The sequence below is a fragment of the Flavobacterium sp. LC2016-12 genome, assembly GCF_015351595.1.
In the GTDB taxonomy this organism is placed as follows: domain Bacteria; phylum Bacteroidota; class Bacteroidia; order Flavobacteriales; family Flavobacteriaceae; genus Flavobacterium.
Genome location: NZ_JADKPT010000007.1, coordinates 82,008 through 107,647, shown reverse-complemented (window position 1 = coordinate 107,647; position 25,640 = coordinate 82,008). Strand labels below are relative to the sequence as shown.

At 32.4% G+C, this 25,640-nt stretch carries 24 protein-coding genes; 4 read left to right on the top strand and 20 right to left on the bottom strand.

The window, feature by feature from the left end; all coding sequences use genetic code 11:
* Positions 1-113: 113 nt before the first annotated feature.
* On the bottom strand, positions 114-4,631 hold the full coding sequence (gltB, locus tag IRZ99_RS13095) for a glutamate synthase large subunit (protein WP_194657690.1): 4,518 nt from the start codon (positions 4,629-4,631) through the stop codon (positions 114-116).
* A 414-nt stretch (positions 4,632-5,045) separates the two neighbouring features.
* Here gltB and sucC point away from each other — a divergent pair, with 414 nt between their 5' ends.
* Entirely contained in the window at positions 5,046-6,239 is a 1,194-nt protein-coding gene (gene sucC / locus IRZ99_RS13090) for an ADP-forming succinate--CoA ligase subunit beta (RefSeq protein ID WP_026986007.1), read from the top strand.
* A 348-nt stretch (positions 6,240-6,587) separates the two neighbouring features.
* Here the strand turns inward: sucC and IRZ99_RS13085 are convergent, their stop codons facing one another.
* Positions 6,588-7,502: a DUF5694 domain-containing protein gene (locus IRZ99_RS13085; protein WP_228519083.1), complete on the bottom strand. Its 915-nt coding sequence runs from the start codon at positions 7,500-7,502 to the stop codon at positions 6,588-6,590.
* Positions 7,503-7,815: 313 nt separating this feature from the next.
* Between IRZ99_RS13085 and IRZ99_RS21265 the strand changes: the two genes are divergently transcribed.
* Both IRZ99_RS21265 and IRZ99_RS13075 read left to right on the top strand, forming a co-directional pair.
* Positions 7,816-8,637: a sensor histidine kinase gene (locus IRZ99_RS21265; protein ID WP_370527664.1), complete on the top strand. Its 822-nt coding sequence runs from the start codon at positions 7,816-7,818 to the stop codon at positions 8,635-8,637.
* A gap of 1 nt (position 8,638) precedes the next feature.
* Entirely contained in the window at positions 8,639-9,346 is a 708-nt protein-coding gene (locus IRZ99_RS13075) for a LytTR family DNA-binding domain-containing protein (RefSeq protein WP_194657688.1), read from the top strand.
* A 315-nt stretch (positions 9,347-9,661) separates the two neighbouring features.
* Here the strand turns inward: IRZ99_RS13075 and IRZ99_RS13070 are convergent, their stop codons facing one another.
* From IRZ99_RS13070 to IRZ99_RS13055, 4 genes are read right to left on the bottom strand one after another with little or no spacing between them, the layout of a single operon-like run.
* Positions 9,662-10,120 (bottom strand): DUF1456 family protein, encoded by a 459-nt coding sequence (locus IRZ99_RS13070; protein ID WP_194657687.1) that lies wholly within the window; start codon positions 10,118-10,120, stop codon positions 9,662-9,664.
* Positions 10,121-10,146: 26 nt separating this feature from the next.
* On the bottom strand, positions 10,147-11,202 hold the full coding sequence (locus tag IRZ99_RS13065) for an aminotransferase class I/II-fold pyridoxal phosphate-dependent enzyme (protein WP_194657686.1): 1,056 nt from the start codon (positions 11,200-11,202) through the stop codon (positions 10,147-10,149).
* 5 nt (positions 11,203-11,207) lie between these two features.
* Positions 11,208-12,218, bottom strand: a complete 1,011-nt coding sequence (locus IRZ99_RS13060; protein WP_194657685.1) for a dipeptide epimerase — start codon at positions 12,216-12,218, stop codon at positions 11,208-11,210.
* A gap of 25 nt (positions 12,219-12,243) precedes the next feature.
* Positions 12,244-13,044: an alpha/beta hydrolase gene (locus IRZ99_RS13055; RefSeq protein ID WP_194657684.1), complete on the bottom strand. Its 801-nt coding sequence runs from the start codon at positions 13,042-13,044 to the stop codon at positions 12,244-12,246.
* A gap of 55 nt (positions 13,045-13,099) precedes the next feature.
* Between IRZ99_RS13055 and IRZ99_RS13050 the strand changes: the two genes are divergently transcribed.
* Positions 13,100-13,501, top strand: a complete 402-nt coding sequence (locus tag IRZ99_RS13050) for an excinuclease ABC subunit B (RefSeq protein WP_194657683.1) — start codon at positions 13,100-13,102, stop codon at positions 13,499-13,501.
* Here IRZ99_RS13050 and uvrB read toward each other — a convergent pair.
* The 14 genes from uvrB to IRZ99_RS12980 form a co-directional block, all read right to left on the bottom strand.
* A complete protein-coding gene (uvrB, locus tag IRZ99_RS13045) occupies positions 13,498-15,489 on the bottom strand; it encodes an excinuclease ABC subunit UvrB (protein WP_194657682.1) in 1,992 nt (663 codons plus the stop codon). The genes IRZ99_RS13050 and uvrB overlap by 4 nt on opposite strands.
* 98 nt (positions 15,490-15,587) lie before the next feature.
* Positions 15,588-16,532 carry an alpha/beta fold hydrolase gene (locus IRZ99_RS13040; protein WP_194657681.1) on the bottom strand — a complete coding sequence of 315 codons (945 nt, stop codon included), beginning with the start codon at positions 16,530-16,532 and terminating at the stop codon, positions 15,588-15,590.
* Between the two features lie 74 nt (positions 16,533-16,606).
* A complete protein-coding gene (locus tag IRZ99_RS13035) occupies positions 16,607-16,846 on the bottom strand; it encodes a uroporphyrinogen decarboxylase (RefSeq protein ID WP_194657680.1) in 240 nt (79 codons plus the stop codon).
* A gap of 60 nt (positions 16,847-16,906) precedes the next feature.
* Entirely contained in the window at positions 16,907-17,878 is a 972-nt protein-coding gene (gene rlmF / locus IRZ99_RS13030) for a 23S rRNA (adenine(1618)-N(6))-methyltransferase RlmF (protein WP_194657679.1), read from the bottom strand.
* A gap of 119 nt (positions 17,879-17,997) precedes the next feature.
* Positions 17,998-18,561 (bottom strand): hypothetical protein, encoded by a 564-nt coding sequence (locus tag IRZ99_RS13025; RefSeq protein WP_194657678.1) that lies wholly within the window; start codon positions 18,559-18,561, stop codon positions 17,998-18,000.
* Positions 18,562-18,744: 183 nt separating this feature from the next.
* Positions 18,745-19,140, bottom strand: a complete 396-nt coding sequence (locus IRZ99_RS13020) for a DUF5071 domain-containing protein (protein WP_194657677.1) — start codon at positions 19,138-19,140, stop codon at positions 18,745-18,747.
* A 135-nt stretch (positions 19,141-19,275) separates the two neighbouring features.
* Positions 19,276-19,929, bottom strand: a complete 654-nt coding sequence (locus tag IRZ99_RS13015) for a hypothetical protein (RefSeq protein ID WP_194657676.1) — start codon at positions 19,927-19,929, stop codon at positions 19,276-19,278.
* A gap of 167 nt (positions 19,930-20,096) precedes the next feature.
* On the bottom strand, positions 20,097-20,876 hold the full coding sequence (locus IRZ99_RS13010) for a hypothetical protein (protein ID WP_194657675.1): 780 nt from the start codon (positions 20,874-20,876) through the stop codon (positions 20,097-20,099).
* Between the two features lie 191 nt (positions 20,877-21,067).
* The gene (locus IRZ99_RS13005) at positions 21,068-21,358 is read right to left on the bottom strand and encodes a hypothetical protein (protein WP_194657674.1); all 291 of its coding nucleotides are present in this window, start codon (positions 21,356-21,358) and stop codon (positions 21,068-21,070) included.
* Positions 21,351-21,734, bottom strand: coding sequence for a hypothetical protein (locus IRZ99_RS13000; RefSeq protein ID WP_194657673.1), 384 nt, complete (start codon positions 21,732-21,734; stop codon positions 21,351-21,353). The genes IRZ99_RS13005 and IRZ99_RS13000 overlap by 8 nt, the downstream gene beginning before the upstream one ends.
* Positions 21,735-21,921: 187 nt before the next feature.
* The gene (locus IRZ99_RS12995) at positions 21,922-22,662 is read right to left on the bottom strand and encodes a DUF6882 domain-containing protein (protein ID WP_194657672.1); all 741 of its coding nucleotides are present in this window, start codon (positions 22,660-22,662) and stop codon (positions 21,922-21,924) included.
* A gap of 192 nt (positions 22,663-22,854) precedes the next feature.
* The gene (locus IRZ99_RS12990; protein ID WP_194657671.1) at positions 22,855-23,727 is read right to left on the bottom strand and encodes a hypothetical protein; all 873 of its coding nucleotides are present in this window, start codon (positions 23,725-23,727) and stop codon (positions 22,855-22,857) included.
* 171 nt (positions 23,728-23,898) lie between these two features.
* On the bottom strand, positions 23,899-24,636 hold the full coding sequence (locus IRZ99_RS12985) for a hypothetical protein (protein WP_194657670.1): 738 nt from the start codon (positions 24,634-24,636) through the stop codon (positions 23,899-23,901).
* Between the two features lie 169 nt (positions 24,637-24,805).
* Positions 24,806-25,618: a hypothetical protein gene (locus IRZ99_RS12980; protein WP_194657669.1), complete on the bottom strand. Its 813-nt coding sequence runs from the start codon at positions 25,616-25,618 to the stop codon at positions 24,806-24,808.
* Positions 25,619-25,640 lie beyond the last annotated feature (22 nt).

Sequence of the window (25,640 nt, the reverse complement as noted above, 5' to 3'; positions counted from 1 at the left end):
TTTTTAACCGCAAAGAGCGCGAGGCTTTATTTTTGCTTTGCGAGTTTTAAGTTCGCAAAGCTTTGAGGTTAAATTCAGCAATCTAAAATCTAAAATCTGAATTCTAAAATCATTTATCCAGCTATTAATTCTTCTATTTTTTTCTCTTCTGCAATTCGTTGTAATGCTTTTTTGTAATCAGTTGGCATCACTTTTACGAAATGTTTCTGTTCATTTTCCCAGTCTGCTAAAATCCTTTTTGCTAATGGACTGCTGGTGTACAATGAATGGTTTTTGATCAATCGTCTTAGTTTTGTAACATCCTCTTCTTCGATTGGGTCAAATGCAACCATTTCCATGTTACATACAGTTGAATCGAATTTTTTAGCTGGATCATAAACATAAGCAACACCACCGCTCATACCAGCTGCGAAGTTTCTTCCTGTTTTTCCTAAAACAACCACGGTACCACCAGTCATATACTCGCATCCGTGATCTCCAATTCCTTCAACAACTGCAGTTGCTCCAGAATTTCTCACACAAAAACGCTCTCCGGCCATTCCATTAATATAAGCCTCTCCGGTAATAGCTCCGTAAAGGGCAACGTTTCCAATAATGATATTGTCTTCAGGTTTGAAGGTTGCAGTAGGAGGGACTTTTACAATTAGTTTTCCTCCAGAAAGACCTTTTCCTAAATAATCATTACAGTTTCCGTGAATTTTAAATGACAATCCGTTTGTTGCAAAAGCACCAAAACTTTGTCCGGCAGAACCTTCAAAATCAACTAAAATAGTGTCTTCAGGTAAACCTTGTGCGCCATAGATTTTTGAGATTTCATTACTCAAAATAGCACCTACAGAACGGTCTGTATTTTTAATTTTAAAGGTTACTCTTGTTTTTTCTTTTCTATAAATAGACGGAATTGCTTCTTTGATGATATCAAAATCCAATACATTTTCAAGTTGGTGATCCTGTGTAGTTGTATTATGATTTGGCTCTGTTTTCGCTTTTTCCGGTTTGTATAGAATTGATGACAAGTCTAAACCATTTGCTTTATAATGTTTGATGGCTTTGTTCACATTTAATTTTTGTGACTGACCTACCATTTCTTTTAAAGTTCTGAAACCTAACTGCGCCATGATTTCTCTTAACTCTTCAGCAATGAAATACATGAAGTTGATAACGTGCTCTGGAGTTCCTTTGAAATTTTTTCTCAATTCAGGATCCTGAGTTGCAATACCAACCGGACAAGTATTCAAGTGACAAGCTCTCATCATAATACATCCTGAAGCCACAAGCGGAGCAGTAGCGAAACCAAATTCTTCAGCTCCTAACAATGCAGCGATAGCTACGTCACGACCTGTTTTCAATTGTCCGTCGCACTCTAAAACTACACGGCTTCTTAAATCATTTAAGATCAAAGTTTGTTGTGCTTCAGCTAAACCAAGTTCCCACGGAATTCCAGTGTGTTGTAAGGATGTTAATGGTGCAGCACCAGTTCCTCCGTCATAACCTGAAATCAGGATAACGTCAGCTTTTGCTTTGGCAACACCGGCAGCAATTGTTCCAACTCCAACTTCAGAAACTAATTTTACGTTTACACGCGCTTCACGATTCGCATTTTTTAAGTCGAAAATCAATTGAGATAAATCCTCAATAGAGTAAATATCGTGGTGAGGAGGAGGCGAAATCAAACCTACATAAGGTGTAGAGTTTCTTGTTTCAGCAATCCAAGGCACTACTTTTTCTCCAGGAAGCTGACCACCTTCACCAGGTTTTGCTCCTTGAGCCATTTTAATCTGAATCTCTTTAGCGTTTGTTAAATAGTTGATCGAAACACCAAACCGTCCCGAAGCAACTTGTTTGATAGCACTGTTTCTTGAATCTCCGTTAATTTCTTTCTGGAAACGTTTTGGATCTTCTCCACCTTCTCCGGAATTACTTTTTCCGCCAATTCTGTTCATTGCAATCGCTAAATTCTCGTGTGCTTCTCTACTGATAGATCCGTAAGACATTGCACCTGTTTTGAATTTCTTCACAATTTCTGTCCAAGGCTCTACTTCATCAATAGAAATTGGATCTAAATTATTGAATTCAAACATACCTCTAATCGTCATTAGGTTTGAGCTTTGCTCGTTAACCATATTAGAGTATTCTTTATAACTTTCAGGACTGTTTAAACGAACCGCCTGTTGTAATTTAGAAATTGTAGTTGGATTGAACATGTGTTTTTCTCCACCACGTCTCCATCTGTAAATACCTCCAATTTCTAAAGAAAGCAAGTTGGCTACTTTTGAATTTGGAAAGGCTTTTTGGAAACGTTTTTTAACCTCTTTTTCAACTTCCATTAAACCAATTCCTTCAATTCTTGAAGGTGTGTAAGGGAAATATTTAGAAGTAAATGTTTTGTTTAAACCTAAAATCTCGAAAATTTGAGCAGCTCTGTATGAGTGTAAAGTAGAGATACCAATTTTATTCATGATTTTAACGATTCCTTTTGCAATCGCTTTATTGTAGTTTACAACAGCGTAATCTGCTTTTACACCTGTAATAAATCCTTGTGCAACCTGATCATGAATGATTTCATTTACCATGTATGGATTGATCGCACTTGCACCGTATCCGAATAATAAAGCAAAATGATGCGGTTCACGAGGCTCCGCAGACTCGATTATGATTCCGAATTTAGAACGAACCTGTAAAATGTTCAAAGAGTGGTGAATGTAAGAACAAGCCAATAACATAGGAATTGGCGCTAATTCTTCGCTTACACCTCTATCTGATAAGATAATAATGTTGCATCCTTCAGAAACAGCTTTAAAAGTTGCCTGAACACATTTTTCAAGAGCGCGCTCTAAACCGTTAACTCCTTTTTCTATTTTATATAAAGTAGAAATAGTAGCCGATTTGAAATCTGCGTGATCAATATTTCTGATTTTATCCAAATCCTCGTTAGAGATAACCGGATTTTGAATTTTTAGTTTTTTACATTGTTTAGATTCAATTTCAAAAATATTGAAATCTCCACCAACTGCTAAACTGATATCAGTAATGATTTCCTCACGAATACCATCCAAAGGAGGGTTGGTAACCTGAGCAAATAATTGTTTGAAATAGTTATACAACAATTGAGGCTGATCTGACAATACGGCCAAAGGCGTATCGTTACCCATAGAACTGATTGCTTCAGCTCCCTGACCTCCCATTGGGTTGATGATTGTTTTTAAATCTTCAATAGTATAACCAAATAATTTTTGTCTTGTTACGAAATCTAATTTCTCAACCGGAGTTGGATTATTTGTGTAAGGAACTTTAGATAAAGGCAATAAGTTTGCGTCTAACCATTCCTGATAAGGACGTTTTGTAACTATCGCTTTTTTAACTTCTTCGTCTTCGATAATACGACCTTCGTTCATATCAACCAGGAACATTTTTCCTGGCTCTAAACGACCGTGCTGAATTACATCTTCCGGATCGATATCCAATACACCAATTTCTGATGACATGATTACGAAACCGCTTTTTGTTAAGGTATAACGAGAAGGACGTAAACCGTTTCTGTCTAGTAATGCACCAATTACGTTACCATCTGTAAACGGAATAGAAGCAGGACCATCCCAAGGCTCCATGATACAAGCATTAAACTCGTAGAAAGCTCTCTTTTCAGGAGACATTGTCTGGTGTTTTTCCCAAGCTTCAGGAACAACCATCATCATCGCTTCAGGCAATGAACGGCCTGTCATTAATAAAAGTTCAACCACCATATCCATAGAAGCAGAATCTGATTTTCCTTCTAAGATAATTGGGAATAATTTTTTGATATCATCGCCAAAAACTTTGCTTTGCATAAGCTCTTCACGAGCACGCATACGGCTTACGTTTCCACGAAGTGTGTTGATCTCACCATTATGACACATGTATCTAAATGGTTGAGCTAATTCCCAAGAAGGGAAAGTATTGGTAGAGAAACGTTGGTGAACTAACGCCAAACGAGTCACTAAATCTGGATCTTTTAAGTCAACATAATAACGGCTGATGTCTTCCGGCATCAATAGACCTTTATATATTATGGTAGTTGTCGATAAACTAGAGAAATAGAACATATGACTTTCAGAGGTTTTAGATCCTCTAATAGCGTGTTCAGCAATTTTTCTAGCTGCAAAAAGTTTTGCATTAAATTCATTTTCAGTTAAATCATGACCGTTTTTGCTAACAAAAACCTGTTTAACTGTTGGTTCTTTTTCTGCGGCAATCTGCCCTAAATTTTCTACTTCAACAGGTACATCTCTCCAACCTAAGATCTTTAAGTTCTGATCTTTAATAGTTGCTTCAAAAGTGTTAATACAAAAAGAAACCTGGTTTTTGCTTTTTGGTAAAAAAACCATTCCTACTGCATACTCACGTGTTTCAGGGATTTCAAAGTCACATACCTTTTTGAAAAAGTTATGTGGGATGTCGAATAAAATTCCAGCTCCGTCTCCAGTTCTTCCATCAGAACTAACTGCACCACGATGTTCCAATTTTATTAAGATGTCCAATGCTTTGTGAATAATATCGTTAGATTTAATACCATTCAAATTACAAATAAATCCTGCACCACAATTGTCGTGTTCAAATTCAGGCAAATAAAGCCCTTGTTCTTTAACTTTCATTCTTGATATTTTTTCTACAAAAATAAAGATTTCGTTAAACATAATGTAGTGAAATTGTAATTTGGCTTACATTTTTGTTGTAATATTAGAAAAACGATTCTTAAATGATAATAATTTTATTTAAACCATTGCTAAATGATAAAATGGCAATATGTTTTAAATTATATTAGGAAAAATCCGCGGTAAGGTATTGTATTCGTTGGTATTTTTGTTAAATATCAAACGATATAGTGATTTTCTGTTAACATTAACAAAGCAATTGTTTAACTATTTATTTGCTTTCGAAAATAAATATATAGGAATCTCAAATAGACTCATTTTTAATTGAAAAAGATTTTACTATTAAGTTGAATTTTGCTACTTTTGTCGCACTTTTATTCTGAAATAAATTCAGAACCAGACAAATTCTATATTATGAACATACACGAATATCAAGGAAAAGAAATTTTAGCTAGCTACGGAGTACGCATTCAACGCGGAATTGTGGCTAATAATGCGGTTGAAGCTGTGGCTGCTGCAAAACAATTAACTGCCGAAACTGGTACAGGATGGCACGTAATAAAAGCACAAATTCACGCAGGTGGACGTGGAAAAGGTGGTGGAGTTAAGTTGGCTAAAAATCTTCAACAAGTTGAAGAAATTGCAGGACAAATTATCGGAATGCAATTGATCACACCTCAAACTTCTGCTGAAGGTAAAAAAGTAAACAAAGTTTTAGTTGCTGAAGATGTTTACTATCCAGGTGAAAGTGAAACTTCTGAATTTTATGTTTCTGTTTTATTGAATAGAGCTACAGGACGCAACATGATTATGTATTCTACTGAAGGTGGAATGGATATTGAAGAAGTTGCTGAGCACACGCCACACTTAATCTTTACTGAAGAAGTTGATCCAACTGTTGGATTGCAAGGTTTTCAAGCTAGAAGAATTGCCTTTAACTTAGGTCTTTCTGGAAATGCTTTCAAAGAAATGGTTAAATTCATCGATTCATTATACAATGCTTACATTGGTTCTGATGCTTCTATGTTTGAAATCAACCCGGTTTTGAAAACATCTGATAACAAAATTATGGCTGTTGATGCTAAAGTAAATATCGATGATAATGCTTTATACAGACAACCAAAATATGCTGAAATGAGAGATATCCGTGAGGAGAATCCAATCGAAGTTGAAGCTAAAGAAGTAGGTTTGAACTATGTAGATCTTGACGGTACTGTAGGATGTATGGTAAACGGAGCTGGTCTTGCAATGGCAACTATGGATTTAATTAAATATGCTGGTTTTGAGCCTGCTAACTTCTTAGACGTTGGTGGAACTGCTGATGCAAAACGTGTTGAAACTGCTTTCCGTATTATCTTAAAAGATCCTAACGTAAAAGCAATTTTGATCAATATTTTTGGTGGAATCGTTCGTTGTGACCGTGTAGCGCAAGGAGTTGTTGATGCTTACAAAAATATGGGTGATGCTATTAAAGTGCCAATTATCGTTCGTTTGCAAGGAACAAATGCTGAAATTGCAAAAGAATTAATTGACAATTCTGGTATGCCAATTTTATCAGCTGTTCAATTTCAAGAAGCTGCTGATCAAGTTAAAGCTGCACTTTCTTAATTAAATAAGAAATCAAATATATAGAAATCCCTCCGAGAAATTGGAGGGATTTTTTTAGTTTTTAACAGTAAAGAATTTAGATATGAAATCAGTACAAATCAGCCAAATAAATAAAATAATTAGAAATTGTTTTTTCAAATTATTACTCATTGATTTATTTTTATCATTTTTATATTGGTATTTTAGGCCTTTCTGTGAACCTTGCCAAGATATAAATGACTGCCCTCCCTGTATTTCGAAAGAGCAATACTTTATAATTTATTTTGGTTTAGCATTGAATGTGGTCTTTATTATTTATTATCTTTTTAAAAATAAGAAGTAGATGCACTGATGTGCAGTTAAATTCTTCTATTTCAAAACAGTAGACAATTCTACAATTTCGTATTCAGGATTATGCACGACGAATTCTCTAATCATTTCAGTATGGCCAGCACCTAATAAAACCATTATTTTATCGTCTTTACTTTCTGTAAGTTTCAGTATTAAAGCATACATATAAAGATTTCTTCTGTACCATTCCGAAACTAAAAAAGCGCCCACAAAATTGTCTGTTTTACCGCCTTTGATTGCAGTTTGAAGATACCAGCTAAGATCTGGCTTGTTAACGTCTAAAAGTAATTGGGTCAAAGTATACTTTGTGATTTTTGTGTTGAAATCTGTTTCGTAATTTTTCATGATTTCTTCATTTTTCTTGATTAAATCAAACTGATTAGCCTTTTTCATTTCTTTTACCAAGCTATCATATGGAAAATCAGTTTGGTTGTAATCAATTGCATATAACTTTTTATGACCCAATTTTTTCGCCGATCTTAAAGCTACCTGTACTCTTTCGTCTGAATCATTCTTAAGCAAACTATCAGTGTTTTTAGCAAAAAACGTATCTAATTTGGCTTGTTTTTGATAATTCCATTCAACAAAAATTTTATCTGGGCCAAACTTTTTAATTTTATTGGTAATGTTTTCAAGTTCTTTCTGGCTTTTGTCTGTCATAACATCAAACGTATTTACTTTGGCAACGTCAAGTCCTGGATTTTCAAAGTGGAAACTCCCAAATAATAATATTTGTTTCTTTTTGGTTTGACTAGATGTAAGATTAAATGTAATTAGTACTAATAATAGGATAATTTTTTGCATGATGATTTTTTGTTTTAAATTCATTGCAAATGTATCGGATGAATTGAAGTGCTTTTTCGATTTTTGACAAACAGCAAATTCCCTATTATAAATACTCAAAATTCCTGATTGAAAAATTTCATGTATCATTTTTGATACTTCATCACTTAAAACAACTGTTTTATATAAATAAAGCTTTCATGTAAAGTCATAGTTGTATTTTTGAAATAACAACGATATAATTATGAAGCTGAAAATTCCTTTCTACTATCACATTCTTCTTTTTCTAGCCTTATCACTTACCTTTTATTTATGGGATATTGGGGTTAATAATAAAGACCTCAAATTTGTTTTTAGCAGTCGGTATTTTATGTTTAGTACGAGTTTTGTACTCTCTGTTTTTGTTGTTTATCTTTTGAATTTTTATACTTTTTGCGCTTGGTTTTTAAACAATAAGAGACTTGTGTTTTTCTTATTAAGTATTCCAATTTCATTATTTGTATTTGCCGGAGTTCGGTATTTTTTACAGGAAATTATTATTTTCAAAATTACCGGAATTCATAATTATGCTGAAAAAACCCGTGAAGTAGAATATTACATTCGAGATAATTTTTTCTTCGGATTACCTGCTATTACTTTAAGTGTTATAAGTTATTTATTCTGGCAATTTCAGGAAACATTCAAACAGAATCAACAATTACTTTTGGAGAACAAAAAAGCCGAATTTCAAATGCTGAAAGCGCAGGTTAGCCCGCATTTTTTATTCAATACTTTAAATTCTTTTTACAGTCAGTTGATCGTAAAAGAAGATGAAATGGCCGCCGACGTTTTGGTACTATCAGATTTGCTTCGTTATGTGATTACCGAAACAGATAAAGATGAAGCAATACTTTCAAAAGAAATTCAGTTCATTCAAAACTATATCTATTTACAGAAAAAAAGGTTTGAAGATCAGCTGTATTTAGATTTTGTAATCGAGGGGAATTATGGTGCTGAGAAAATGCTATCATCGGTTTTAATTCATTTTATTGAAAATGTTTTTAAACACGGAAAATTGAATAATCCGGAAGAAAAGGCAATTATTAGGATAAATAAGGAAGAGGATTTTTTAGAAATAACAACTTTCAATTTTATCGCCCATGGAGAGAATTATTCGTCAACCGGAATTGGCTATGAAAATTTGACAAAGCGTTTAGAATATACCTATAAAGGCCGATATATTCTTGAAAAAACAGCAGAAAACAATACCTTTAAAACCTACTTACGAATACCACTAAATAAATAATATGAAGTTTAAATGTATCATTGTTGATGATGAACCGCCAGCAACGCGAATTTTAGAAAACTATATCGGGAAAGTTTCTTTTTTAGAAAAAGTGGGTGTTTTTAATGATTCCTTAAAAGCATTGGAATTTTTAAACACACAAGCTGTTGATGTTATTTTTTTAGATATCCAGATGCCGCAATTAACAGGTTTGCAGATTTCAAAAATTATTTCAAAAGATATAAAAGTTATCTTTACAACAGCATATCCGGATTTTGCTTTGGAGGGATTTGAGTTAAATGCGGTTGATTATTTATTAAAACCCATTTCGTTTGAACGTTTTTATCAGGCAGTTTCTAAATTGAATACAGAACCAAAAATAGAGGTTTCATCCAATAGAAATTCGTCTGATTTTATATTCGTTAAAACAGATGGTAAAAATAAATTTCAGAAGTTGGTTTTAGATGAAATACTATATATCGAAAGCCTTCAGAATTACGTTTGTATTCATACTTTAAAACAGCAGATTATAACTCATTCATCCTTAAAAAATGTTGTTGAATCACTGCCTTCAGCAGATTTTATTCAAATACATAAATCGTATGTTATTTCTTTGAAGCATATTGAATCAACAGATAATTTTTCTGTTTTTATAAATGAAAAAGAACTGCCAATTGGAGCTACTTTTAAAAATTATTTCTTTGAAAAAATAGAAGAAAATAAAATTTAGGAGTTTAGTTTAACCGCAAAGTTCGCAATGTTTTTTACTTATAGGATTTTATATCAACGCAAAGTTCGCAAAGCTTTATCGATAGCCTTGCGATTTTTTTTTAGAATATAGCCTGCGATTTCAACCGCAGGAACACAATGTTATATCATATAATATTCTGTGCGTTCCCGTGGTTGAAACCGCGGGCTATATTGAAATTAGATATGTAATTATAATCTTTTTTAAACGCAAAAGTTCGCAAAGCTTTATCAATATAGCCTTGCGAACTTTGCGTAAATCTTAGCGCCTTTTGCGGTTAAACTTTCGAGCTATTAATTATTTCTTATTCTTACCGTTTTTGTACACAACCTTTTCTACAACCTGAATTTTAGGTGTAGCCGGTTTTTTCTTGAAAGGTTTTTTAGCTGCCGGACCCGTTTTAGAAGGTGCTTTATCGCCTCTTCCTCTTTCAGCATCTTTTGGACTTGCTTTAAATTCAGGTCTTTCTTTAGTGCTGTCTTTCTTTGGGATTTCTGCTTTATGTTTCGCTAAAACATCATTAGGGTTTTTAGGATTTTCTTTCGTTCCTCTTAAATGAATTACTAATCCGTTTAGGAAGTTACGCAAAACCTGATCACCGCATTCCATATAATTTTCATGATCTTCGGCTCTGAAAAAAGCTCCTAATTCTGATTTTGAAATTCTAAAATCTACTAATTCTAAAATCTCAACTATTTGATCATCACGGAGCATCAAAGCCACGCGCAGTTTTTTTAGGATATCGTTGTTCGTCATCGTTTAATTTTTTACAAAGGTACGTTTTAAAAGCAATTAGATCGCAATTTAGATTTAGAATTATAATCATTTAAAACAGTTGTTAATTTATCTAAATCTTCCGGCAGATGATTGGCTGTGACTACAATTCTATTTAGATTATCTGCGTTTTGCTTGTATTTAAAACTGGCTATAATGATTTTGTTTTTCTTTAATATATCGATGATATTTTTATCTTTCAAATAAATTAAAGGATAGCTTTTGTCAAAGTTGATAGAATCATGTTTGATAAGTTTTTGGTCAATATAAGCAAGATTTTCAACTAATTTGTGATGTTGTTTTGGATATAATTCAGCAGCATCGGCCAAAGTTTGTACAAACGCGGGATTCATTCCGGCGGCAGAACTGAAGATTTCTGATTTTGTTATTTGATTGATAAAAGAGGCATCACTTGCAATTACGCCTCCCGTTAAGCCAAAAGCTTTTCCTAATGAAGAAACCATGATTTTTCTTTTTATAGGATGATTAATATCAGAATAAATTCCGCAGCCATTTTTGCCTAAAATTCCGAGAGAATGAGATTCATCAATTAGCAATGTAATTTCTTTGTTCTTTAGAATTTCTTTCAAAACATTAAAATCAATAGCATTGGTTTCAAAAGAAGGAACTGCATCGCTCAGGATTGTAATTTTTTCTTGTTTATTATCCAATAATCTGGGATTTATTTTGCCATCAATAAAAATGGGTAAACTATTATCTGCCTGAATCGCTGTGTGAACATCTTCAAAATGAAAAAAGGTATCAGTTTGCTTTTTCAACTCCTCAATTACCAGTTTTCCTGCCAACATTCCAGAAGAAACTGTGACTACGGCTTCTGCTTTAATATAATGGGCTAAAAAAGTTTCGCCGTTTTCATATGCTGTAACTTTTACATTTGCGTTTCTGGAGCTTCCGTATGTAGTTCCCCATTTCAGAATATTTTTTACAATCAATTCCTGAAAAGCTTTGTTTGTTGATAAACCCAAATAAGCCGTTCCGCCAAAATACAAATACTGTTCTTGGTCGATTTCGATAATTCGATCTGGAAATTGATTGACATTCATTTTGATTACAGTAAAGTTACGCCAGTTCCGTTAAGTTCAGAATAGGAGATAACACCATTTTTTATAGTTACACCAGTCGCAATATCTTCGGCTAAAAGTAAAGCGCCGTCCATATCAACATAATCCAATTGTGGTAATAAATGTGCAATGGCGGAAATCCCCACAGTAGATTCAGTCATACAACCAACCATTGTTTTTAAACCTAATTTTTTGGCTTCCTCAATCATACGTTTTCCAGGAGTTAATCCACCGCATTTTACTAATTTCACGTTTACACCATGAAAATGATTGTGGCATCTGGAAACATCTTCTTCAATAATACAGCTTTCATCTGCAATTATAGGTAAAACAGAATGTTTGAAAACTTCTTTATGAGCTTCCCAATTATCGGCTTTCATAGGCTGCTCCAGAAATTCAACGCCTAGTTTCTTTAGTTCAACTGCATTATTGATCGTTTCTTCAACGCCCCAACCACAATTGGCATCAATTCTAAAAATAGCATCAGTGTGTTTGCGAAGTTCTTTTACGATCGCAATGTCTTCTTTGGTTCCTAATTTAATTTTATAGATCGGCCACGGCAGTTCCTGCATTTTTGAAACCATTTTTTCAATGGAAGCAATTCCGATGGTGTAATCAGTAAGCGGATTTCTTTCCGTGGTATAATTCCATAATTCGTATAATTTTTTGCCTTTTTTACGTGCATACAAATCGTTATAAGCCAAATCCAGAGCGCACAAAGCAAACATATCGTGTTTTAAAAACGGGTAAATTTTTCCCCAAAAAACGTCAGGAGTTTCATTTTCAGAAGCTTCAATAGTACTTCTGAATCTTTCCAAATCTTCTATCATCATCGGAACAGTAGTTTTGTAGTACGGATTTGAAGTAGCTTCACCAAAACCCGATAATCCGTCACTTTGTAATTCTACAATCAGTGAAGGCTGAAAATCAATTGATTCTCTTGATATGGTAAAAGTATGTTTGAGTTTTAAATTATACTCTCTTAAGATTAGTTTCATGATTGAATGATGTTTTAATTTTATTCTAATAGCCAAGCCAAAGAACTGCGTTTACAAAATTATCGCGCCAGAGTTTTTCATTATGTTCACCGCCTTTTACAACCTTCGATTTCGTCAGATGCAGACAATAACAGCGATTACGATCTAAAAGTGTTTCCATTTTTTTCATTTCTGCAACCATATCTTCACTTTCTTTGTCTCCACATAAAAAGTAGATTCGGGTTTTGTTTTTTGGAGCTTGTTCGGTATAAGTATAAATATCATTTGAAAACCAAAAAGAAGGCGAAAAAACGCCTGCATTTCCAAAAACTTCCGGATATTTCAGAATGGCGTAGTAAGAAACCAAACCTCCAAGTGAGCTCCCCATTATGGTTGTGTTTTTGGCTTTTGTTTTGGTTCTATAATTTGTGTCGATATAGGGTTTTAATGTTTTTACAATAAAATCAAGGTAATTGTCTGCATTTCCACCGCCATATTTTTCATTTTTAAAAGGCGTCAATTCATCAATTCTTTTGTCATTTCCGTGTTCAATTCCTATGACAATAACAGGAGCTTTTAGACTGTCCAGTTTTTCATCAACATTCCATTCACCAACATAAGAGGTTTTGGCGTCAAATAAATTTTGAGCATCGTGCATATAAATGACGCTGTATTTTTTCTTGGCTGAAGCCGAATATCCTTCTGGTAAATAAACCCAGATTTTCCTGGTGGTTTTGAGTTGAGGAGCTTCTATCGTAAAAGTCGATACATTTTTTGAAGCGGTGCTCTGCGCATTTCCTACAGAGATCATCCACAGAAAAATAAAAAAGAATAATCCTCGAATCATTAGCATTTTTGTGTTTAAATTTGACAGCAATATTTTAGCTAAAAATAATAAATTGATGAATACAGAAGCAGAAAAGAGAAGTTTACTTTTAGAAATGATAACTTTTTCTACCGTTGATGGAAAATTGCACAAAAGAGAGTATGATTTTTTGTGGCTTGTCGCACAGGAATTAAATATTGATTTTGATGTTTTTAATGATTTGTTTCATCAGGATCATACAAAACAAATTATAAAATCAGAATTTCAGCGCATTCAGCAGTTTTACAGACTGGCTTTGATTATGCATTGCGATGGAATTTTGCATGAAAAAGAAGCAAAAGGAATACAACAAATTGCCATTGAAATGGGATTGAATCCCGGTGCGGTAAAACGTGTTTTAGATTTGATGAAAAAAGCACCTAATGCTATGATTGACCCTAAGCTTTTATTGAGAGTTTTTCAGGAACAACATAATTAAGATAATTGTTCCTGTAGTTTTTTAATATCATCACGTAATTTTGCCGCTTGTAAAAAGTCCAATTCTTTGGCAGCTTTTTCCATTGATTTTCGTTTCTCACGAATCATTTTTTCCAATTCCCCTTTAGATAAATACGCTGTTTCCGGTTCTGCAGCAATTGATAAAGTGTGACCTAACTCATATTCCACCAACGGATTTTTGGTAAATGCACTGTCGATTTTCTTGTTTAAAGCTTGAGGGGTAATATTGTTTTCGACGTTGAAATTGATCTGTTTCGTTCTGCGATAATTGGTCTCATCAATCGTTTTCTGCATGCTGCCTGTCATTTTATCAGCGTATAAAATTGCTTTTCCATTAAGATTCCTTGCAGCACGACCAATAGTTTGGGTTAACGATTTGTGATTACGTAAAAAACCTTCTTTATCAGCATCTAAAATAGCCACTAGCGAAACTTCCGGTAAATCCAAACCTTCACGAAGTAAGTTTACCCCAATTAAAACATCAAAAATACCTTTACGCAAATCCTGCATAATTTCTATACGTTCTAATGTATCAACCTCGGAGTGAATATAACGGCAACGAATATTTACTTTGGTTAAATATTTAGCCAGTTCTTCGGCCATTCTTTTGGTTAAAGTCGTTACTAAAACTCTTTCATCTAGTTCACAACGAACCTGAATTTCTTCAATTAAATCATCAATCTGATTTAAACTCGGTCTTACTTCAATAACGGGATCTAATAATCCTGTTGGGCGAATAATTTGTTCCACATAAATACCGTCTGATTTTTGCAATTCATAATCGGCCGGAGTTGCAGATACGTAAATAACCTGATTTTGTAAAGCCTCAAACTCTTCAAACTTTAAAGGTCTATTGTCCATGGCTGCCGGTAAACGGAAACCGTATTCAACCAGATTTTCTTTACGGCTGCGATCACCTCCGTACATAGCGTGAACTTGTGAAACGGTTACGTGACTTTCATCCACAACCATTAAAAAATCGTCTGGAAAATAATCTAATAAACAGAAAGGTCTTGTGCCGGCTTGTCGTCCGTCAAGATAACGCGAATAATTTTCAATTCCGGAGCAGTAACCTAATTCGCGAATCATTTCTAAATCAAAATTAGTACGCTCTTCCAAACGTTTTGCTTCCAGATGTTTTCCTATTTCTTTAAAGTAATCAACTTGCTTAACCAAATCCTGTTGGATTTCCCAAATAGCACCTTGCAGTACTTCAGGAGAAGTTACAAACATGTTGGCAGGATAAATGGTCAGTCTTTTGAATTTTTCAATGACATGCGAAGTCTTGGCATCGAAAGATTCTATTTCTTCAATTTCATCTCCAAAAAAGTGAATTCTAAAAGCATCATCGGCATAACTTGGATATACTTCTACCGTATCGCCTTTAATTCTAAAAGTTCCAGGATTAAAATCAGCCTCCGTTCTGGCGTACAAACTTTGTACTAAACTATGCAATAACTTAGTTCGCGAAATAACTTGATCTCTATATATTTCAATTACGTTTTTCTTAAATTCCACTGGATTTCCAATACCATATAAACAAGAAACTGAAGCTACAACTAAAATATCTCGTCGACCTGAAAGCAGGGAAGAAGTCGTGCTCAAACGCATCTTTTCAAGCTCTTCGTTGATAGATAAATCTTTTTCGATGAAAACACCCGTTACAGGCATAAAAGCTTCAGGCTGATAGTAATCGTAGTAAGAAACAAAATACTCAACCGCATTATTCGGAAAAAACTGTTTGAATTCAGAGTACAATTGTGCTGCCAAAGTTTTATTATGAGCTAAGACCAAAGTAGGTCTTTGAACTTCCTCAATAACATTAGCAACTGTAAATGTTTTTCCGGATCCTGTAACTCCTAATAAAGTTTGATATTTTTCGCCATCCCGAACACCTTGTGCTAGTTTTTCAATTGCTTGTGGCTGATCACCTTTCGGACTATATTCTGAGGATACCTGGAAATTCATTTTTGACTGATGAAAAGTTTAGTTTTGTAAAGATACAAAGATTGAATTCGATTTAAAAGATAAAATAGTTCGTTGCCATTTGCATAAAATTTTATTAATTAATCTAAGAAATCAACCATTGCATTGTTCACGATTTTAGACTGATCAATACTTAAAAAATGACCTGCATCGGTTATTTTTTTAGTTTTACTTTTGATTAAATATTTCTGTGCTCTTTCTAAGCTTTCATCAGAATTGATGACGTCGTGATCTCCAATTAAAACCAAAACAGGATTTGTAATAGATTGCAGTTCGTTATCGGAAAAAGGCATCATTTTCAGCATGCTTGAATTTGATTTTGCATATTTGTTGGCCAGATAAAATTGTCTTTTATAAATTGGGCTAATTTTTTCTGAATGTGTTGAAAATGTTGTTAAGGTTTTAGTGAATTTCTTTTCACTAGGGAAAAGTTTCAGCATTAAGGCATTACTTGTTTTTCCGACCTTATCGATAAATTTAAAGGTTTGCGCCGGACTTAATAATACTATTTTATCAATATTGTTTTCTTTTTGAGTTGCCAGTAAAGTTGCAATCCAGCCTCCTCGGGATGCCCCGACAATGTCAAATTTTTTTAATTTATAATGTTGGAAGATTTCATTGTACCAAATTACCATTTCCTCACGCGAAAGTGGTTTTGCTGTTAAATTAGATTTTCCCGGTTCCATCAAAAAGTCTATGGCGTAAATACGATGATTTTTGGCCAAGGCCTTAATGTTTGGATACCACATTGTAGAACTGGCATCCATTCCGTGAAGTAAAACAAGATCTTTTCCATTTTTTGGACCGGCCATAATAATATGGGCAGTTCCAAAGGAGGTTTTAATATTTTCTTCTGTATACGGAATTTCCCAAAGTTTTAAAGCTTTATCGTAGGAAGTTATGTAAGCTTGTTTTTCTGTTTTTGTTTCAAAAACGTAATCTTCAAATTTTATTTTTTTAGAAGAAGCACAACTTGCAAGTAATAAAAATAGGATAATTCTGAAGCATATTTTTGGTGTATTCATAAAATTCAATTTACTTTAAAGGTACTGAGAATAATACAGATAAAGTATTAGAATTTTATTTTAATGTATCAGAATTACAATCTCTTACTGTCTCTAACTGTTAAATGATAAATCTGCACAACGGCTAAAATCGCATTAGGAATAATAACCGGCAGTAGCCATTGACTAACATCTCGATAATCTTTTAAAAAGATGCCATAAATGACAAAACAAATACATCCAAAGAGATTAATAAATCGGATTGTTCTAAGGTCTTTCAGTAAAAAACCTCCCACAATAAAAACGGAAGCCAGGTAACCAATATAATCTGCCATGTTTTTGATATTAAATGATTTACCATCAAATCTACCAAAAGCAAATAAAAATATCAAGTTTTATGGCTGAAAATCAGTGTTTTGAATTTTCCAGGATTTTTGCTGTGCTTCACTTAAAAAAGTCCACGCTACAATTCGGCTTGTTTTTTGGCCTTGAGCCATATCGATAGTTTTAATTGAAGCGGCATTTACTTTGTTTAATATTTTGTAAATGCTGGCAAGATTTTCTCTTTTAGAAACCAAAGTAGTAAACCATTGGCATTGCATAGCATATTTGGCACTTTCATAAATCATTTGAGTTACAAAACCAATTTCACCACCGTTGCACCATAATTCGTCGCCTTGTCCTCCAAAGTTTAAAACAGGATTGGTGTTTTTCTTTTCCTTTGGATTTAAATTAGAAACTTTTCTCGATGTACTTTTATTCGCTTCTTCAGCTGATGCATGAAAAGGAGGATTGCACATTGTGAAAGTAAAACGATCTTCAGGAGTAATTATGTTTTTGAAAATAAAACGAGATTCTATTTGTAATTGTAAACTTATTGAATCGATTAGTTTTGGATTTCTTTCAATAATCTTACTGCAGTTTTCGATAGCTTTCTTATCGATATCAGTTCCAACAAAACTCCAGTCGTATATTGCATTTCCTAAAATTGGATAAATACAGTTGGAACCGGTTCCAACATCTAAACCCAAAACTTCTGAACCCAAAGGAATTATTCCGTTATTGGTTTCCGCTAATAAGTCAGCTAAATAATGTATGTAGTCAGCTCTTCCAGGAATTGGAGGGCAAAGATAATTTCTGGGAATATCCCAATTTTGAATGTCATAATACGTTTGCAATAAAGCTTTATTAAGAACTTTTACAGAAATAGGATTACTGAAATCAACAGTTTCGATTCCATGCAGATTAATAGCAACATGTGCTTTTAATTCAGGACAATTTGAAATAAGAAGTTTGAAATCATAACGTGAACGATGAAGATTTCGAGGATGTAAATTGGTTTTTTCAGAATTGTCTGTTGCTTTCATTTTGTAAATTTGGTGCAAAGATAGTCATTCCTTTTTTAGAAAAGATTTTGTGAAACTTTCAATTAAACCAAATGCTCAAATCCTTGGAGTAGCTGTTGGGTGATCGTTTTTTTTTATTGCTACCAATCCGGTTTCCAATTTTCTAAATATGCTATAGGGATATTACGTTTTACATAAATTGTTCCTGAATGTCCCGATTGAAGTGTTGTTATGGAGTCTTTATTTATGGTTGCTTTTTTCCTTAATATTTGATGACTACATTGAAAAACTATTGAAAATTTTATTTTCATTTTGTTTCCCTCTATAAAATAATAACCCATTGTAGCTTTGCTTGGGTTAAAATACTCTCTGGTTAATTTCAAAGTGTCAGATTTGGCAATTGAAAATATTCCAACTTTATTATTAGAATAAAATTTTAAGTAGCTTACATATGGATAACTATTGTCATCATTTTTTTCAAAGAAAACATATTCTTTTGTAATACTATTTATAGCAAAATTTATTTTTTCTTTATAGACAGCTAAAGTATCGATGTTATCTATTTTTGTGTTTTTAAGTTTATAGTCATGTATTTTTTTTCTGCAATGACCATTTTTTGAATACAATCCATTATAACAACAACTTGTGAATAAGAAAGACAAAGTAAATAATAAGAAAATGTTTTTATATAATTTGTACTTCATTTGTTGGTATTTATAAGGTCATTATTTTTGCAACCTGTCGCCCAATGTTCTACTACTTAAAAATTGGGTTGGGACTAAATTAAGCCCATTCTTATGATCTGCCAAATCATCCCAATTACAAAACCATCTTTCCATTAAGCCCATCGCCCAAATCCGTTGAGTAGCTTTTAGCAGATGTAGTTTTTACCATTTTCGTTTTTCAACAACTTCTTTGCACAATAAATCCAATTCTTCAGACTTTTCCATTTCTGTTGGATTTTCAGCAATTCTTTTTATTATAGCAATGCTTTTTTCATCTTCAATTAAATTCTTGAAAATATTTATAACATTCCATTTCCAAATATCATCTTTAGTATTTAGTATTGGATATATTTCGTTTTCTATTTCACGAAAATTATCGACTAAATATTCAGCTACTATACCTGAAATCGGCCAATTCATATCTTGAATCCATTCCAACAATTTTGGTATGATTGATTTTAATTCCGCAACAGTATATTTTTTTAGATTTTGTGCAGTTTTATAATCTCCTTTATCTTTAGGAATTAATTCTAATATGTTTTGATTTTCGTTTTTCATACTATATCTGCTAACGTTCTGGCGCTTGTTGAGGTTGGAGAATAAAGATGCGAGATTTTTCGGTTAAAAACTATTTTTCAAATACAAAACCATCTTCAAATTAAGCCAAATACCCAAATTGCTTTGCAGCGTGTGTTAGCGGATGCCTTTTTTTTCGTTTATTATTCTTCTTAATGTGAAAAATACCATAAGAATATAAGTAATGACAGATGGATAGTATTTTTTACAAATTTCTATTATTTCTTGCCAAAATATTTTTGTTTTTTGCCATGTTATTTTCGGTTCATTTTGTTGAGTTTGTTGTGCAAGTGCCCCAGTCTCACAACGAATAATTCGCCCTGAATATTTACTTGTTTTTATGGGTTTTGGATTTGTAACCCAAATATCATTTTTATAAATGAAATAAGCAGTTGCTCCCTCAATTTTCATTATGTCAAGGACGTTAATAAAAGCCCAATATTCAGATTTTTGACCAAAATGAAATTTAATACCTCTTATCGAATCTTTTGAGCTAACTAATTTTTTAATATCACTTTGAGCTTTTTCTATTTTAATTTTATCTGAAACATTGTCACCTGTTAAAGTAACTGTTGTGATTTTTTTTTTATTTAAATATTGTACCGCATCTTTAAAGAAATCCGTTTTTTCCCTTCCGTCCCAAATTTGGCAATCTATAGAATAATAAATTTTATATGCATCATTATATTTTAAAGTTATCAAGCACAAAATGGGAAGCATTATTATGCTAATTAGTCCTGCAGAATAATATATTTTCTTGTGTTTCCTCATTTTTTTCAAGGTATCCGCTAACGTTCTAGCACTACAGCGGGTTTGGGACTAAATTAAGCCCTGTTTTCGGATTTGCCAAATCATCCCAGTAGAAAACCATCTTTCCATTAAGCCAAATGCCCAAATTCGTTGTAGTGGCTGTTAGCGCTCATGCTCTTTGTTAGTACTTAATAGTAAATGTATTCAAAAAAATCTGATGTATATCCCTCGGTCTTTAGTAAAAGTCCTTTTTTGTTATAAAAGTATTTGACAGTTTCCTTTTCCATTTCTGCTTCATATCTCGTGTAACTTTTAACACAACCATTGTCAAATTCATACTTGAATTTATAATCCCATTCACTTTTTATCCCATTCCTGATTTCCCAACCGTAAAATCTCTCTTTGTGAAATTCAGTCAAATACTCCGTAGTACTTTGTTCGGCAAGTTTTCCATTTCTATACCAGTCACGTATTTTTGTCTTTCCATTGTTTTTGATATTGTCCACAATGTAAAGTGAGCCGTCTGGATTGTATTGAATTATTTTAACTAATTGGTCATTGGAATAAGTTAATTCGTATTTTGCTACTTGAACGGATGGTCTATTTTTGTCGCTCTTCATCAACATATTTGGGTCAAGTCCCATTTTTTTCAATTTCTCAATTTGTTTTTCATCAGGCACACCATTTTTTGTTGTGTCGGCTATGGCTATTAGTCGTCCGCTTAAGTCATATAAGTAGTGTGTTGTTCGTTGAGAACCATTCATGAAAGGTTCTAATTGGTACTTTATTAGTCTTCCTTTTTTATCGTAAAATGTTGTTATTCCCAATTTTTTATTTGTACCCGAATACCATAATCTCGCTTTAACGCTGTTCACTTTATAAATGCTGTCATTTTGATATGTACCAGTTTCTTGTCCGAAAGTCAGATTTGTTATAATTGTCATTGCAATTAGAATGATTCTCTTCATTGTAAATTGTAAATATTTTATTGCTTTAGATTCTGTCAGCTTGCATGTGCGCTAACGTTCCCGCGCTACAAGCAGTTTGGGGCTAAATCAGCGTTATCTTTCGGATTTGCCAAACCTTCCAAATACAAAACCATTTAAATTAAGCCTAATACCCAAATTGTTTGTAGCGTGTGTTAGCGGATGTTTTTTATTTATACAGTTTTTCTGTCTTTTATGAACAAACTTAATAAAAAGAAAGTTATAAAAAACATTATTAATTGGATTAAGAAAACGGGATATAATAGATTTGATTCAACATATCTAAAGCCAAAACTCAACAATGATACAGGGAAAGTTATTAATAAACCATAAAGTGACCAATCTCCATAAAATAAATCTTTTGGATATACTGAACAAACAGATAAAGTACCAAGTCCAACGTAAAATAAGGATATTTTAAAAGCTAATTTTCGGTCTTCAATGATTTTTATAAACTTATTCATCTTTCTTATTTGTGTTTATTTTCGTTTTTATTTGATAAGTAGTTTCCCAAAATATTATAGAAAGTAAAGCATTGGTAATTATTGAAGTTAAAATTCCATATGGGTCAAAACTTGGAAACAATCCTAAATTTCCAATTTCTAAAGCCAAAAAAAGGCTTAATGATGCAATAAGAATTGAGCAAAATATATTTAGTAAGGTAGTCCATTTTAATATTAAAAACGAGTAAGCAATATTTATTAATGCAAATCCAAAACCTAATGTTATAAATACTTTATCAATTTTCAAGATTTCGTCTAACGAGATTAAAAAAGAAGTTGAAAACCAATAAATTACTAACATTATTAAATAACTAATAATTCTATTTTCTGATTTCATCTTTATAAATTACTGTTTTTCTGTTGGTTCCGACAAAATATCCGCTAACGTTCTGGTACTACAGCGGGTTTGGGACTAAATTAAGCCCATTCTTCGGATTTGCCAAATCATCCCAAATACAAAACCATTTTTCAATTAAGCCAATTGCCCAAATCCGTTGTAGTAGCTGTTGGGCGTTCGGTGTTTTTTAGAGGTTAGTTTCTTTAATTTTGAAATAACATTTTTCGCAAACTACTTTAAACTTACCTTGTTCCCAACATTTTCCTGCTAAACTATCTTCTTCAGCTCTTATTTTTTCGCATTCGTTACACCAAGCTACAAAGTCATCATCTTCAAATTCAAACTCCATATCTTCAACTGTTTCAAAAGATTCTTCAAATCCATTTTTGGTGCCTTCGTTTAAATGCTGGCAAATAAAGGCTCTTCTTCTTCTGTTATGATTTTCACAATCAACATACTTAGTCTTTTCTCTTTCTGCTAATTCATTATCTATCAATTCAGTTAGTACAATATGAATCTTTAAATGGTCATAAAAAGGTCTGTAAACTCCGATTCCACCAATTAAATTAATGCAAATAGAAGATAATTCCCAACCTATTTCTTCGTAAGAATCAAATTCGCCATTGATTAAATTCTCATACTTATTTGCAATTCCAAAACCTTTAATTATTTCAGCATCGACGACTACATTTTTTGTCGTGTTTTCATTATCCCAAGACCATTTCCAAGTTTTTGATTTGGTTGAATATGTTCCAACTTGATAGTATCTAAAATTAATAATTTTGCCAGGTTTAGAAAGAGTTATTATTCCACTTGCTTGGTCATAATTCCATTTTGTAAATGAATTAATATCATAAATCTTATTTAAATTATCTTGTAACTTTTCTAATTCTTCAAAACAGTTTGTTAAGAAATCTTTATATGTCATATTTTATTATGTTGTGAAGTACTGAATTTCCTCTTCTGCGGTACACTGACGCCCAACGTTTCGGGGCTTTGCGATGGTGGGGCAATCGAAGCACAAAACCTCAATTTTGCACAAAAGTTCAATCGAAGAACTACCGTTGAACTTTGCAGTTTCGCCCCACTATTGCAAAACCCTTGTTGTGCGTTCGTTTTTTTATTCTTTTTTAAACATATTTTCATAGTGTTCAACGTGATGAGGAAATTCCTCCTCGTAAAATGGGTAACTTATTCCAAAAATTGAGATTTCGTATCCTTCATCTTTCATACCCGTAATTGCATTTCCAGCAACTCCTTTTATTTCAAGTCCATCCGGTCTGAATACTTTTAATTCTGATATCACTTGAGTATCAATAAATTCAAATTCTGGGTCGTCAGTATTTATTACAATATTATTTTTCAAGCAGTATTCTTTGAAGAATTCGTATGGCGTTTTAATTCCATTGAATTCAATTAGTCCAAATGCAACTCCCATTGGTGCGTCTGCTTTTTCGAGTTTTGAAGTTCCAATTTCTTTGTCTCCTAATACTACTTTATAGGTTTTACAGTACTTTAGTACCTTTTCGTTGTAAAAATCTAAATAGTAGTCAGAAGCAAGGCATTCGAATGTCTCATCTTTAAAAAAGAATATGAAATGTTTTCTGTCCGAATTATCGTTTTGAATTTTCTTAATTGGATTCGGTAATTTTCTATCTAATCCACTTTTAATTTCATAGAATTCGCCCCATTCTAATTCCGTTGGTTTAATTCTATACTGACCATAGTAAAATCCTTCGTGATTACAGGTATTCAGAGAATATTCAGCACAGTTTTTAAATCGGATTTTAACTTTGTCGCCTTCTTGATATTTGTCGAATTGGAAATGATTGAGATAAATATCCATTATTAAGTCAATTCCGTCCACTTTTAATTCAATTTCAGGTGAAACTGGGTCAGCGTTCCAATCTTTCGTTATTTGGATATAGTCAATTTTTCGAGTTGGTATTTTCTCTACCTTTTTTGTTCCAAATATTTTATTTATCCAACTCAATTTCTTTTGTTTTCGGGTTTTGTTTAAAATGACGTACAACGTTCTGGTACTACAGCGGGTTTGGTACTAAATTAAACTCATTCTTCGGATTTGCCAAATCTTCCAAATACAAAACCAACTTCCCATTAAGCCTATTACCCAAATCCGTTGTAGTAGCTGTTATGTGCAGTATTATTTTGCCGTTTTTATTTTTCTAAATATTCCTCTTTCAGACAATTCTTTTGCAAATATTTTATTTTTTGGAGTTAGAAAACAAGTTCTTCCGTCAATAAGTTCTTTTGTTTTTGGATTTAAACTTCGTTGTTCCACAATAATTTTCTTTATTTCTCCATTATCGTTTTGTTGAAGATAAATTTCGCCTTTTTTAACTTTTAGTTCATCAAGATGAATTCCATCCATACTCTCTACATCATTTAAATTATAGAAAAATAAACTGTCTTTTGTCTCTACGATTTTTTCAAAGACATATCTTTCTAATCCACCATCTTTTTCAGAATAGCCACGATATTGATAAATTATAGTTTCAATATTGATACCATTCGATTCAGATTTTTTAATTTTCATCGGTTTAAAGATCGGTTGAGATTTATAATAATCATCCCCACAAGAATTGTAGCATTCATGTGTTATCCCTTCTATTTTTGTTTTGTTTGGAATATCTGAAAGATTATAGAAAGGCAAATTATTTTGTAAATCAATTTTAAAAGTTTCTGAAGAGTCTAAAATAATAAAACCGTTAGCATTTGAATCGCGCCCTCCCCAAGCATCATATTTATATAATATTTTTGAAGTTCCTTCAATCTTTTGAGCATATAATTCTGAGATTGTCCATTCACCTACTCCTGTTCCACATCCATAAGTAGAAAACATTAAGATTAAAAACAATAATTTAAAAATTCTAATATTCATTTAGTGAACTTGTTTTGAAATATTGCACATAACGTTCTCGTGCTACAGCGGGTTTGGGACTAAATTAAGCCCTATTTTCGGATTTGCCAAATCATCCCAAATACAAAACCAACTTTCCATTAAACCAATTGCCCAAATCCGTTGTAGCGTGTGTTAGCTGACGTACATATTAGTGGTATGTGATTTTTCGGGTTACTATATATTTTGGATGATTGTCAAAGTACTGAATCCGTTCAATATAGTTTTTGCAATCATCGTATTTATATAAATATTTTATTGTTTGGTCTTGCTTTCCATTAACATATATTTTTTCTAAAGAAACATCACCAAAATTATTGTATGAATAAATTATTTTTTTATAATAATTATCATTTTGAGCATACTTTTTATATTCATACCTTACTCTTAATTTGTTTTTATAAGTAATTTTTGTTGATGTTTCTATTTCATTATTTTTGAAGTAATTAGTTTCTACATAATTTTTAGTTTTTGTTTCTTGCCATAATAATTCGTTGATTGAATTATAATAATTCCGTATTTCTCTATCATTAATATGAGTCACAGTTTCATAGTTTAATAATTTTCCATTTTCATATTCATCAATTCTTACCAATTTGCTTTGAGAATCATATTTATATTTTCTTTCAGTTTTCGATTGATTGTTGTTTGATATATGAATCCAATTTTCGAGTTTATTATTTTTATTAAATATTTTGTCATTTATCAAATCTATAGTGTTGTCAGAATTTGAAGAGGTACTTTTAATTTCATTAAAATTTGAATCATAATAATATTTTGATGTTATTATTCTATCAGGATTAAAGTATATTTTTTGCTCTACTACAATTAATCCTTTATTGTTAAAAGTCGACTTTAAGTTAAAATCTGCATAGCTATTTCTGGAGTATTCTCCTTTAATTAATTTATCGTTAGAATCTAAAAGGACTCCAAATGAAATGTCTTCTATTTCCTTAATTATCATTTTTTGTTGATTTTTTTTCTGT